A 12600-nucleotide genomic window follows, 5' to 3' on the forward strand; every position below is an offset into this window, starting at 1 on the left:
GGCCATGCGCCAGCGGCTCAGACGCGCTGGCCGGCGCAGCCGCTACCGATTACGCAAGCAGGTCGTCGAACCCGTCTTTGGACAGATCAAGGCAGCACGAGGGTTCCGGCAGTTCCTGCTCCGCGGCCTCGAGAAGGTGAAACACGAATGGGCGCTGGTCTGCACCGCCCATAACCTCACCAAGCTCGCCAGGGCAGCCGCTGCCTGATGCACGGCGGGCGCGCCGGCGAGGAATACCGCTCCGCCCCAGCGGTGGTCAGTCCGAAATGCGGTTACCGGGACGCGCTCCTAGGTATCAGCGGCCTGTTCACCATCGATCCATAACCGTTGGTCGGTGGTCATCTCTTGGCCGCCAACCTGCCAAACGTGTTCGTGGCTGGTCGAAACAGTCGAGGAAACTCTCAGCGTTTCAGCGCGTCCTGCTGCTTACACAACAAGCTCGTTGCGATTGAGGTCAGAATGCCCAATGTGACATCAAGGAGTGGATATTGGCTCGCGGCGTTTCTGGTGGGCGTCGGGGTGGCCTGTGGCACGCGGGCGGAGCCTCGGGCGCAGCAGGGCGAAGCGTCGTTCTATCACCCTGAACGCTTTTCTGGTCGGCCCATGGCCAACGGTGATCGGTTCGAGCCGAACTCCAATGCCGCGGCGCATCGGACCTTGCCTCTCGGCACAGTTGCAGATGTGGAGAATCTACAAACCGGCGAGTCCCGAAGGGTGGTGATTGAAGACCGAGGGCCTTACGCTAACGGCCGGATTATCGATGTATCACCCCGCACAGCTGATGAACTTGGCATGCGCGAATCGGGAGTCGCCCCAGTCGAGGTCAGACCCGTCGGTCGGTTACCGGAGCGCGCTCGCGACGGCAGGAGTGGCACGGAGTAGACGGTGACGCCGGCTCGGCGCGCGTCTGCCGCAAGGCGATAGTGCCAACGCCTGTGTTGCCAGAAGGTGGAGCCGTCATTGCGTTATGCTGATGCGGGACGTGAGGATGCTAGGATCTCGATGCCGCGGTAAAGCAGCTTACTGTTAGTTGGGTGCGTCACCGCCCTGGGTTGGACTGTGGCGTCGATGGTGACGCGGCAGAGGTGCTTTCTCCGCCACCGCACCCCACCGCCCCGCTGCGCCGCGTCCAGGCTCGCGGCGAGCAGCAACCCGAGCCGCTCAGGCCCGAGCGCTGGCGCCAGCAGGTGGTCGAGGAGTGGTCGAGCGGCAGGGCGTGCTGGAAAGAGGTCTCGCCGCAGACCATCTGAGCGTAGGGGCTGTCGAGGTAGCGCGTAGACTGCCTCATCGGACAACTTGTCCAGGTGCTTCACCAGGTGCAGGCCGGCCATCAGCCACGTCGGCAGCCCTACTTGTAGAGCCCGCCGAACTCCGCCTCGAACCGGCTCCATCCGATCAGCTTGGCCAGGCGCCCCAGCAGCACGTGCCGCGGGTCCCCTGGTTCTGCAGCCGGGCACGGAAGAGATCCTCCTGCGGCTCAGCGGGCTACTTGGGAGGCATCGGTGGGCTCCCAGCCAGGGCGTCTGTCGAGGGAATTACGCGATGCCTTGCGCCGCGATGGACAGGACGGCTTGCAAGGTTATCGGCCGCGATCGCCGCCAACCCTGCAAACTCAAAATACTTCCCAGCTGCCGGAAATCCATAGGAAGCCGCCACGCTCAGCCTATTTCACGGCTGACCGGCTGCAATGGCTGACGAGTATGCCTCTTTCTGGATCGAACTTGACCTGCCTCTTTTTATGGCCCTAAGCCAGATGGAGTGTGAAGAGGCGGTCCCTCTCCCCTCCCTACCAGGCATCTACATGCGGCCGTTTTTTGCCATACCGTGGTGGTGTGGTTGGCGCGGATCGCAACGCCCGCATTATCCAGCGCCGCGTATCTGCCGGGTCAATCACATCGTCAAGGCTGAGGAAGCGAGCAATGTTCAGTGCATTGCCACGCGCGTAGAGGTCGTCCACTAGCGCCTGAAAGCGTGCATTGCGCGCCTCGGGATCGGCGATCGCCGCCAGTTCGTTGCGGTAGGCGAGGTTCACCGCTCCTTCGAGGCCCATGGCGCCGATTTCTCCAGTTGGCCAGGCAACGGTGAAGCTGTTGTTGCCATGGAATCCGCCACCAGCCATTGCCTGGGCCCCGAGGCCATAGGCCTTGCGCAACACAACGGTGAAGAACGGGATGTCGATGCTGGCCCCGGTGAGGAACATGCGGCAGACATGGCGCACCGCGGCCTGCTTCTCCGATGCCGGCCCAACCATGAAGCCAGGCGTGTCGCACAGCGATAACACCGGAATGTCGAAGGCATCGCACAGCTCGACGAAGCGCGAGGCCTTGTCGGCCTCATCAGAAGCAACAGCGCCGCCCTCATGCATCGGATTGTTGGCAATAACGCCCATCGGCCTGCCCTCGAAGCGCATGAAGGCAGTCACCATGCCGCGGCCGAAGCCACGCCGGAGTTCCAGCACGGATCCGGTATCAGCAAGAGTGTCGATAACTGTGCGTACCTCATAGGCGCGGGTGCGGCGTTCCGGCACCAAGTGTCGCAAGAGGCGCTGGTCCGGGCACCGCCATACCTCTACCGGCCCCTGGAAATAGGAGAGGTACTGCTTCGCCGCCGCAACCGCCTCAGACTCGTCACGCACCAGGATGTCGATGACGCCGTTGGTCGCCTGGAAGGAGACCGGACCTACCTCCTCCGGGCTGAAGCGGCCGAGGCCGCCGCCTTCGATCATTGCTGGGCCGCCCATGCCGATGCTGGCGTTCTCGGTGGCAATCACCACGTCGCAGCAGCCGAGCAGCGCCGCATTGCCGGCGAAGCAGCGGCCAGAAACGATGCCGATCAGCGGCACCAGGCCGGATAGCCGCGCGAAGTGCCAGAAGCTCATATTGGCGAGGTTCACCGGCGAGGGCACATCCACCTCGCCCGGCCTGCCGCCACCGCCCTCGGCAAAGATCACCAGCGGCAATCGCAATCGCTCCGCCAGCTGCAGCATGCGGTCCTTCTTCTTATGGCCGTGAAAGCCTTGGGTTCCGGCGAACACTGTATAATCGTAGGCCAGCACCATGCAGCGGCTCTTATCGTCACCGAACTGCGTACCATTGATGCTACCGAGGCCAGCGACCAGCCCGTCGGCCGGGCTCAAATCGATAAGCTCTTGCATGCTGCGGCGGGCGCGCTGTGCCGCCAAAGTTAGCGCCCCGTATTCAACGAAGCTGCCAGGGTCGCAGAGGTCCTCAATGTTCTCGCGCGCCGTGCGTTGGCCGGACCTGCGCCGCCGCGCCACCGCCGAGGGGCGGTTCACATCGAGCGTCGGCGCATGCGCATCGATCACCGCTTGCAGGTCGGCGCGTATATGGTCGAGATCGATACTCTCCTCAGTTGCCTGCGCCTCGCCGCTCACTGCCAGGGGCTCAATCAGCAGCACATGCTGGCCAGGCTCCACCGTTTCGCCGATCGGTACCAGGTGGCACAGCACGCGGCCGGCTGTGCTGGCGGGTAGGCTGAGCTCCATCTTCATCGCCTCCAGCACCGCCACGGTGGTGCCGGCCTGCACTAGCGCGCCCACCTCCGCCTCCAGGCTGAGTAGGCGCGCACGCATTGGTGCGGCGATAGCAACAGCGCCATCCGGCACAGCGGTGTTAGTAGCGGCAGTTTCTAGGCTTACCGGAACGGCGCTGGCTTCGGCATGGCGATGGCCGTGCTGCACCGGACGCGCCAGGACCGCAATATTCTCGTCGACGAAACGCGTGTGCACCTCGCCTGAGAGGAAATCCGGATGCTGCAGCAGGTTCTGCAGAAAGGGTATATTGGTGTCCACGCCGTCAATGCGGAATTCGCGCAGCGCTTGGTAAGCCTTGGCCACTGCGTCGCCGAAGTGCGGGGAGCGTGCATGCGCGATCACCTTGGCCAGCAGAGAGTCGAAATAGTCGCTGGTCGTGTAGCCCTGGTAGCCGAAACTGTCGACGCGCACGCCCGGCCCGGCGGGAGGTTCGAAATGCTGCAGCGTCCCGCCGCTGCCGAAGGCATTACCGGCGGCGTCTACGGTTTCCATGTTCACGCGTAGCTGAATGGCATGGCCGGCCGGCGCTGGGGGGCCGCGCTCCGGGTCCAGGCCCAGCTGTCGCAGCGTCTTGCCGCCCGCAATCGCGATCTGGGTCTTCACCAGGTCGATGCCGGTGACCTCTTCAGTCACCGTATGCTCCACCTGAAGGCGCGGATTGGCCTCCATAAAGTAGAAGCTGCCGTCGCTGCCCTCCTGCTCCACCAGGAACTCAAAGGTGCCAAGGCTGCTGTAGCGCACCGCACGCGCCATCTTCAGCGCAGCCTGGATCACCGCTTCGCGCTGTGTCGGCTTCAGAAAGGGGCTGGGGGCGATTTCCACCAACTTCTGATGCCGCCGCTGAATGCTGCATTCGCGTTCACCGAGATGCGTCACTTCGGCATCAATGTCGCCCAGGATCTGCACTTCCACATGGCGCGCGCGACGGATCAGACGCTCGACATAGACCCTGCGGTCGCCGAAGGCGGCTTCGGATTCCGACTGGCAGCGCGCGTAGGCCTCCGCCAAGGCCGCCGCGTCCGACACCACGCGCATGCCGCGACCGCCACCGCCGGCAATGGCTTTGATCATGATGGCCTCGCCGGGACCGAGCGTGGCGAGAAAGGCGCTTGCCTCGCTAAGGCTGGTCGGGCCACGCGTGCCCGGCAGCAGCGGCACCTGCAGCCGTTCCGCTAGCTTGCGCGACTGCACCTTGTCGCCGAATAGCTCAAGCAGATCCGGTCGCGGCCCGATGAAGGTAATGGCGGCGGCGGCGCAGGCGCGGGCGAATTCCGCATTCTCGCTAAGGAAGCCGTAGCCAGGATGGATGGCATCGCAGCCGCCCGCTGTCGCCACCGCGATGAGCTGGGCGATATCGAGATAGGCTTTGGCGCCACGCCCTCGCAGCGGCCGCGCCATGTCGGCCCTGCGTAAATGCAGGGACTGCGCATCCTCGGGACTGAACACTGCAAGGGTTTCGATGCCCATTTCCGCTGCGGCGCGAGCGACACGGATGGCAATTTCGCCGCGATTGGCGATTAGCATTCGGCGGAACATGTCAGGGGAACCTGCTACTATTGCGCTTCAAGGCCGATGCGCCGGATCAGCATGGCATTCTTGTCAATGTCACCGGCAATGCGCTCACGGAAACCTACCGGGTCCAAAACCACCACCTCACCCTGCGACATTAGCAGTTGGCGGGTAGCCGGCTCGCGCGAAACGGCCTCAACCGCCTGATACAGCGCCTGTACGATCGGTGGTGGCGTGTTGGCTGGCGCCACCAGGGCGTTCCAGAAGGTAATGACGGCGTCCGGATAGCCGGATTCCACCAGGGTCGGCACCTCGGGCAGGTCACGCCAGCGCTCCGGCCCGGAGCAGGCGATGGCAGCCAGCACGCCGGAGCGGACCAACGGGATTGCCGCCGGCGTGTCGAAGCAGGCATCGACCTCGCTCGCCACCAATGCGTTCTGCGCCAACGCCGCGCCTCGGTAGGGCACGTGCAGCAACTGCATACCGGCGCTGTGGTTCAGCAGTTCGAAGCCGAGATGGCCGAGGTTGCCGTTGCCCGGCGAGCCGAAGCTGAGAGTACCCGGCCGCGCCTTAGACAGGGCGACGAAGTCCTGCAGTGTGCGCACGCCGCGGGTGCGCGGATTGCTTGGGTTGATAGTTATGATGAAGGGGCTGGCGGTGATGGTCGCGATCGGCAGCAGGTCCCGCAGCGGGTGGTAGCGGTTCTCTCGGTACAGCAGGTGGTTCACCGTCATGGTGCTCGCATTGCTGATCAGCAGGGTGTGGCCATCCGGCGCAGCGGTGGCAACGGCCGTGGCACCGAGCGAACCATTCGCGCCGGGCCGATTCTCCACCACCACAGGCTGACCAAGGCGAACACGCAGTGCTTCCGCGACGATGCGTGCAGTGAGATCGGTGGAATTGCCGGCAGGGAAGCCGACGATGAAGCGGATCGGCCGGCCGGGATAGGTATCTGCTGAAGCGTTGCGGCCGGCGACCGCCAGCGCCCCGAGAGCTGGAAACAAGCTTCGCCTGGCCAGCCCACCTGCCTCGCGAACGCGGTGCGTCACGGCTCGTCCCTCCCAAGAACTTCGCGCCAGTTTGCGGCGCAGCGATTATGTCTCCGATGAAATCAGCTTCGCCTAGACCTGTCTAGGCAGGCAGTCAGATTGCCAGCAAGGGGCGCCGGCCCCTAGGCTTTGCCACAAGGAGGCCGCATCTGATCGGCCCATGCGGAGGAAACGACATGGCGGACGGCGCTCTAAACGGCATTCTGGTGGTGGATTTCACGCGCGTCATCGCTGGGCCGCTTTGCACGCAGATGCTGGCCGATCTCGGCGCAACGGTAATCAAGATCGAGCATCCGCGTACCGGCGACGATACTCGCGTGTTCGCCCCGGTGCAGGATGGCGAATCGGCATTCTTCATGGCTTACAATCGTAACAAGCAGAGCTTGGCGCTGGACCTCGCAGTGCCTGCAGGAGCGGAGGTGGCGCGGGCGCTGATGCAGCGTGCCGATGTCGTGGTAGAGAACTTTTCCACCGGAGTGATGGAACGGCTGGGGCTCGATTTGGCATCAGCGCGGCGCGTAAATGCGCGCCTGATCACCTGCTCTATTTCCGGCTATGGCCGCACTGGCCCAACCGCTGACCGGCCGGGTTACGACCCTGTGGTACAGGCGGAATCCGGCATGATGTCGGTGAACGGCTTTGCCGACCGCGAGCCGATCCGCTCTGGCCTTCCAACCGTGGACCTCATGGCCGGGCTGACCGCGAGCAACGCTGTACTGGCGGCGCTAATGGCGCGCGAGCGGAGCGGCTTCGGCCAGCACCTGGAAGTGGCATTGTTCGACACCGGTGTCGCCATGACAACGCATCTGGCGATGAGCTACCTGGTTGCAGGAGTTGAGCCACGGCGGGTGGGAAATGCCGGGATCTCAACGGAGCCGGTGGGTGTGTTTCGTGCCGCCGATGGCAGTTTCCAGATGACAATTTCGGGCGAACGCGCATGGCAGAAGTTGGTACGCAACGTACTAAAGCGGCCCGATTTGCTGGATATGCCGGATTTCTCCGGCAATCTGGCACGGCTTGCCAACCGGGATGCACTGCACGTGACGCTGAATAGCATTTTTGCCACCGCGCCGCAGCAACACTGGATGCAGCGCATGCGCGCTGCTGGCGTGCCCGCCGGCGTGGTCCGCAGCATCAGCGAGTCGGTCAGTTCGCAGGAGGTTAAGGCGCGCCAGCTGATCGGCAGCGCGCCGCATGCACGCCTCGGCAGGGTCGCCAATCTACGCAACCCCATCAAGCTTTCGGCAACACCTGTACGAGAGCCGGTCGGTGCGCCGGTGCTCGGCCAGCACACCCATGGCGTACTGCGTGAGGTGCTGGGCATGTCGGAGACAGCGATTGCAAACCTGGCCGGGACCGGTGCCATCCCGGCCGATGGCTGAGATTGGAGGAATGCCAATGAACAAGTGGCTCCATACGACGGAAAGCCTAAAGTTCGAGCTGGAAGGAGGCGTCGCCTGGATCACGCTTAACCGGCCGGAGAAGCGGAACGCGCTGAATCGCACCCTGCTGCGCGAGTTGCGTGAAGCGCTACTGGAGGCGGACGACCGCCGGGCCGTCCATTGCGTGGTGCTGAGGGGTGCCGGGAAGGATTTCTGCTCCGGCTACGACATGGCGGCAGCCGGTACGCCTGCCTCCGGTGCTGCGCAGGTGGAAGTACACTATGACGCCAGCCTCTACCGCCAGGGCGCCGCCACAGTGGAGGACGATATCTGGCGCCTGGAACGCAACCAAGCTGATATCCTCACCATCTTTGACATGCACAAGCCGGTAATCGCCGCTGTACACGGCAACTGCGTCGCCGGTGGCACCGATTTGGCGCTGTCCTGCGACATCGTCATCGCTGCAGCCGATGCGCGCATCGGCTTTCCCGCTACGCGGTCTCAGGGCACACCGCCCATGCATATGTGGCTACACAATGTCGGGCCGCAATGGGCCAAGCGCATGCTGCTGACCGGTGACCTGATTTCCGGCCGCGACGCATCGCGCATTGGTCTTGTGCTGGAATCCGTACCAGCGGCACGGCTGCAGGATCGGGTGCGCGCTCTGGCCGAACGAATGGCGCTGATCGACCCCGATATTTTGGCGGCGAACAAGCGCATCGTGAACATGGGATTGGAGTTGATGGGCACGCGCACGCTGCAGCGGTTCGCGGCGGAGACCGATGCGCGTGGCCACCAGGCCACGGCAGCGCGCGAGTTCGGCAGGGTAGCGCGGCAAGAAGGTCTCTCGCGCGCCTTTAAGCTGCGCGACGCGCCGTTCGGCGACGGGTTCGTGCGACTGGATGATGAGTGACCAGACACGGTTTTCTAGGCGCACCGGGGCGCTGGGTAGGCGATGTCCTGCTAGGTGGGAGTGCATCACGCTCCAACTGCGCCGGCAGCCGAATTTGGAGCGTAGCCGGACGGCGTAATGCTGCAGACCCTACGATAGCAACGCGACGCTGGAACCTTCCGGCCACTCCCTGCAGGAGTGTCTGACATGTGGCTTTCTCACGCTGATCTGTCGCGGTGTAATTGCCTATCCGCTGCAACTTCGTAGATAGCCTCTCGACCGCAACGGTGTCAGCCACGCCTGTCTTGTAGTCGGTCATGGATCAGCTATGGGCTGACCAGGCCGACGTTCGGCGCACTGATTTGTTACCAATACTAGCTCCTGCCGCGTAACCATGGTGATGTAGCGGCCTAGGCGAGCGGCCGACAATCGCGGTGCGGCGCTTCGGCGCATGAAGGACCCAGTCAGAGGCTCCGACAGCAAGGGCGGATCATCACATGCCAAGAATTGCCGCAATCGAGGCGGGCTATTACCGGGTACCACTCGAAACCACCCTGAGCGACAGCACGCATGGCGACATGCTTGCATTCGAGTTGAACACCCTTCGCCTGCGCGACACGGACGGGGTGGAAGGTGTCGGCTATACCTATACCTGCGGTCGCAACGGCGCCGCCATCGGCGCGATCTTGCAGCGCGACCTGCCTGAGCAGGTGATCGGTCAGGAGGCCGACCGGATCGAAGCCTTGTGGCAGAAGGTCTGGTGGGGCCAGCATTATGGTGGCCGCGGCGGCCCGACGGTGCTTGCACAGTCGGCGCTGGATATAGCGCTCTGGGACTTGAAGGCTAGGCGCCTTGGGCAGCCGCTCTGGACGCTGCTCGGTGGCCATGATCCCCGCGTCCCCTGCTATGCCGGCGGGATCGACCTCGAGTTCCCGCTGGACAAGCTGCTGCGGCAGACCGACGACAATCTTGCTAAGGGGTTCCGTGCCATCAAGATGAAGGTCGGGCGCAAACGCCTAGCCGAAGATGTCGAGCGCGTTCGGGCGATGCGGGAGCACCTCGGCGAGGGCTTCCCGCTGATGTTGGATGCCAACATGAAGTGGACGGCTGATGAGGCCATCCGAGCCGCCCACGCCTTCCAGCCGCATGATCCAGTCTGGCTAGAAGAACCGGTGATCCCCGACGACATGCCTGGTCAGGCTCGCGTGGTTCGGGAAGGCGGATTACCCATCGCGGCCGGAGAGAATCTGCGCACGCTGTGGGATTTTCGCCAGCTGATCGCCCTGGGTGGCGTCACCTTTCCGGAGCCGGATGTCACCAATTGTGGTGGCGTGACGCCCTTCATGAAGATCGCGCATTTGGCGGAAGCTTTCAACCTGCCGGTCACCTCGCATGGGGCGCACGACGTGACGGTGCATCTGCTCGCCGCAGTACCGAACCGATCTTATCTAGAGGCGCATGGCTTCGGGCTCGACCGCTACATTGCCGAGCCGCTCCGGATCGAGGCAGGCTGCGCGATCGCGTCGGACCGGCCGGGGCACGGCATCACTTTCGATTGGCAAGGGCTCGACACTATCCGTGCCTGAATGGCACGCCGGTCTGTCAGCGGCTGCCGGTGAACACCACGGGCTGGCGCCGCGCGAAATCATGCCACAGGACGAGCCGGGCGATGTCCGCAGCGATCTTTCTCCCACCCTGAACGGAAGGCTTGATCGGGTTGACGAAGGACGGCCTCGACCTACATCTTCGGCGCCATCTGCCCCAAGGTAGGCAAGGCCGCGGGCCTCGTCCTACCCTACTGCAACACCGCAGCCATGAGCCTGCACCTGGCCGAGATCTCGGCGGCCGTGGTGCCGGGCGCGCATGCCGTGCTGCTGCTCGATCAGGCCGGATGGCATCTGTCGGAGAAGCTCGAGGTGCCGCCCAACATCACCCTCATCCCGCTGCCGCCGAAATGCCCCGAGCTCAACCCGGTGGAAAACACCCGGCAGTTCATGCGCGACAACTAGCTCTCGAACGTACCCATGCGCCGAGGGCCGCCTACCGGGACTGGGTTGAACCTGCCTTTTGATCTTAGGGGCGTTCTTTCGAGCGCCGCTAAGGGCAATGGGTGGGGTGCGGGATGGAGATCATCACCGGCGTCGAGCGGCGCCGCCGTTGGCGGGACGAGGAGAAACTGCAGATCCTGGCCGAGCTCGGCGAGCCGGGCGCCAGGTTCAACGACGTGGCGCGCCGGCACGATGTCAGTCGTGGCCTGTTGTGGCAGTGGCGGGACGCGCAACGGCGCGGCAAGCTGGTGGCAGAGGCGCCGGGCTTCGTGCCGCTGCGTATCGTGCCGGAGCTGCCCGCGCCGGAGCCGCAGGGCTCGGTGGCTGCGGCGTCCGTCGACGCTGAGAGCGAGGCGGACAGCCGCATCGAGATCGTACTGCCCGACGGCACGGCGGTTCGGTTCGCTGAGGGGATCAGCGCGGCAGTCCTGCGCCGCGTGCTGGCGGCGCTGCGCGGATGATCCCGACACCGTCTGGCGTCCGGGTCTGGCTGGCGGTCGGGCATACGGACATGCGTCGTGGCATGAACAGTCTGGCGCTGCAGGTGCAGCAGACGCTGGGCCGTGACCCGCACTGCGGCGATCTTTACGTCTTTCGTGGCCGCCGCGCCGACCTGGTGAAAATCATTTGGCACGACGGGATTGGCATGTCCCTTTATGCGAAAAGATTGGAGAGGGGACGCTTCATCTGGCCGTCGCCGGCCGACGGTTGTCTGCAGATCTCGGGCTCGCAGCTGGCTTACATGCTCGACGGGATCGACTGGCGGAACCCACAACGCACCTTCAGGCCCGAGTTGGCGGGATAGTGTACGGCGGCAGCGCGGCTACGCTACCCGGCCCGCCGCCTCTGTGATTCGATCATCGGCGTGATGCCTGGATCGGACACATCGCCCGACGACATCGTCGCCCTACGCGCCGCACTTGCGGCCGAGCAACTGGCGCGGCGCGAGGCCGAGGCACGCGCCTCCGGTGCCGAGGCGATGGTGGCGCACCTCAAGCTGCTGATTGCCCGGCTCAAACGCGACAACTACGGCGCCTCCTCCGAGCGCGGCCGCAAGCTGATCGACCAGCTGGAACTCGAACTCGGCGAGCTGGTCGCTGCTGCCAGCGAGGACGCCACCAAGGCCGAGGATGCCGCCAAGGCCGAACGCGGCAGCCGCCCTGACCGGCCAGCTCGTGGCCAGCCGGTGCGGGCGCCCCTGCCAGCCCACCTGCCACGCGAGCGGGTCGTCATCCCGGGCCCGACCGCCTGCCCCTGCTGCAGCGGCAAGCTGTCCAAGCTGGGCGAGGACACGACCGAAACGCTCGAGGTCGAGCCAATCAGGTGGAAGGTCATCCAGACCGTCCGCGAGCGGTTCTCATGCCGCGCCTGCGAGACCGTCACCCAGCCGCCGGCGCCGTTCCACCCCATCGCCCGCGGCCGGGCGGGGCCGAACTTGCTGACGATGATCTTGGAGGCCAAGTTCGGCCAGCACCAGCCGCTCAACCGCCAGAGCGAGGCCTATGCCCTGCAGGGGATCGAGCTCAGCGTCTCGACCATCGCCGACTGGGTCGGCACCTGCACCGCCAACCTGGCGCCGCTGATGGCCTTGATCGACGCCCATGTCCTTGCCGCCGCCCGGCTACACGGCGACGATACCACCGTGCCTGTGCTGGCCCGAGGCAAGACCATTACCGGTCGGGTCTGGACCTATGTCCGCGATGACAGGCCCTGGGGCGGGACCGACCCACCGGCGGCGATGTTCCGCTACTCGCGTGACCGAACGGCCGAGCATCCGAACCGGCACCTGGCGGGCTATGCCGGCATCCTACAGGCCGACGCCTATGCCGGATACAACGCCCTGTACGAGGCTGACCGAAAGCCCGGGCCTATCATCGAGGCTGCGTGTTGGGCCCATGGCAGGCGCAAGCTGTTCGAGTTAGCCGAGCTGCAGCGCGCTCCGCTCGCCATCGAGGCGGTGCGACGGATCGACGCCATCTTTGACGCCGAGCGCGCCATCAACGGGCTACCCGCCGAAGAGCGACTGGCCGTCCGCCGCCAGCACATCGCGCCGCTCGTCGCCGAGTTCGAGACCTGGATGAAGGAAAGCCGCGGCAGGCTGTCTCGGCACAACTCGGTTGCCAAGGCGATGGACTACATGCTGACGCGCTGGGAAGCGTTCTCCCGG

10 protein-coding genes and 1 pseudogene are annotated in these 12600 nt (G+C 64.8%); 9 read left to right on the forward strand and 2 right to left on the reverse strand.

All coding sequences use genetic code 11. From position 1 onward, the window contains the following. Positions 1-208: transposase (locus tag H7965_RS25910; protein ID WP_186773443.1), on the forward strand; the 208-nt coding region annotated here is incomplete at its 5' end. 251 nt (positions 209-459) lie between these two features. Continuing rightward, a complete protein-coding gene (locus tag H7965_RS25915) occupies positions 460-882 on the forward strand; it encodes a septal ring lytic transglycosylase RlpA family protein (RefSeq protein WP_186773452.1) in 423 nt (140 codons plus the stop codon). Between the two features lie 904 nt (positions 883-1786). On the opposite strand, the gene H7965_RS25920 is transcribed toward H7965_RS25915, so the two are convergent. After that, positions 1787-5089, reverse strand: coding sequence for an acetyl-CoA carboxylase family protein (locus tag H7965_RS25920; protein WP_186773444.1), 3303 nt, complete (start codon positions 5087-5089; stop codon positions 1787-1789). 17 nt (positions 5090-5106) lie between these two features. Then, positions 5107-6111, reverse strand: coding sequence for a Bug family tripartite tricarboxylate transporter substrate binding protein (locus tag H7965_RS25925; protein ID WP_186773445.1), 1005 nt, complete (start codon positions 6109-6111; stop codon positions 5107-5109). 176 nt (positions 6112-6287) lie between these two features. Here H7965_RS25925 and H7965_RS25930 point away from each other — a divergent pair, with 176 nt between their 5' ends. The 7 genes and pseudogenes from H7965_RS25930 to tnpC all read left to right on the forward strand — a co-directional run. Beyond that, positions 6288-7493, forward strand: a complete 1206-nt coding sequence (locus H7965_RS25930) for a CaiB/BaiF CoA transferase family protein (protein WP_186773446.1) — start codon at positions 6288-6290, stop codon at positions 7491-7493. A gap of 16 nt (positions 7494-7509) precedes the next feature. Continuing rightward, positions 7510-8406: a crotonase/enoyl-CoA hydratase family protein gene (locus H7965_RS25935; protein ID WP_186773447.1), complete on the forward strand. Its 897-nt coding sequence runs from the start codon at positions 7510-7512 to the stop codon at positions 8404-8406. A gap of 476 nt (positions 8407-8882) precedes the next feature. After that, on the forward strand, positions 8883-9971 hold the full coding sequence (locus H7965_RS25940; protein ID WP_186773448.1) for a mandelate racemase/muconate lactonizing enzyme family protein: 1089 nt from the start codon (positions 8883-8885) through the stop codon (positions 9969-9971). Between the two features lie 135 nt (positions 9972-10106). Then, positions 10107-10391 (forward strand): annotated as a pseudogene (locus H7965_RS25945) (transposase); the annotation flags it as partial. Between the two features lie 116 nt (positions 10392-10507). Further along, positions 10508-10894 carry an IS66-like element accessory protein TnpA gene (gene tnpA / locus H7965_RS25950; protein WP_186773449.1) on the forward strand — a complete coding sequence of 129 codons (387 nt, stop codon included), beginning with the start codon at positions 10508-10510 and terminating at the stop codon, positions 10892-10894. After that, the gene (gene tnpB, locus H7965_RS25955; RefSeq protein WP_186773450.1) at positions 10891-11238 is read left to right on the forward strand and encodes an IS66 family insertion sequence element accessory protein TnpB; all 348 of its coding nucleotides are present in this window, start codon (positions 10891-10893) and stop codon (positions 11236-11238) included. Before tnpA ends, tnpB begins: the two co-directional genes overlap by 4 nt. A gap of 63 nt (positions 11239-11301) precedes the next feature. Then, the coding region (gene tnpC / locus H7965_RS25960; protein WP_186773451.1) for an IS66 family transposase at positions 11302-12600 on the forward strand (1299 nt) is incomplete at its 3' end.

This window comes from Siccirubricoccus deserti, from assembly GCF_014283215.1.
Taxonomy (GTDB): Bacteria; Pseudomonadota; Alphaproteobacteria; order Acetobacterales; family Acetobacteraceae; genus Siccirubricoccus; species Siccirubricoccus deserti.

Excerpts from the sequence above, each read along its gene's own strand:
- H7965_RS25930 (WP_186773446.1), top strand. The coding sequence starts at position 6,288 with ATGGCGGACGGCGCTCTAAACGGCATTCTGGTGGTGGATTTCACGCGC.
- H7965_RS25940 (WP_186773448.1), top strand. The coding sequence starts at position 8,883 with ATGCCAAGAATTGCCGCAATCGAGGCGGGCTATTACCGGGTACCACTC.
- tnpB (WP_186773450.1), top strand. The coding sequence starts at position 10,891 with ATGATCCCGACACCGTCTGGCGTCCGGGTCTGGCTGGCGGTCGGGCAT.
- H7965_RS25915 (WP_186773452.1), top strand. The coding sequence starts at position 460 with ATGCCCAATGTGACATCAAGGAGTGGATATTGGCTCGCGGCGTTTCTG.
- H7965_RS25935 (WP_186773447.1), top strand. The coding sequence starts at position 7,510 with ATGAACAAGTGGCTCCATACGACGGAAAGCCTAAAGTTCGAGCTGGAA.
- tnpA (WP_186773449.1), top strand. The coding sequence starts at position 10,508 with ATGGAGATCATCACCGGCGTCGAGCGGCGCCGCCGTTGGCGGGACGAG.
- H7965_RS25920 (WP_186773444.1), bottom strand. The coding sequence starts at position 5,089 with ATGTTCCGCCGAATGCTAATCGCCAATCGCGGCGAAATTGCCATCCGT.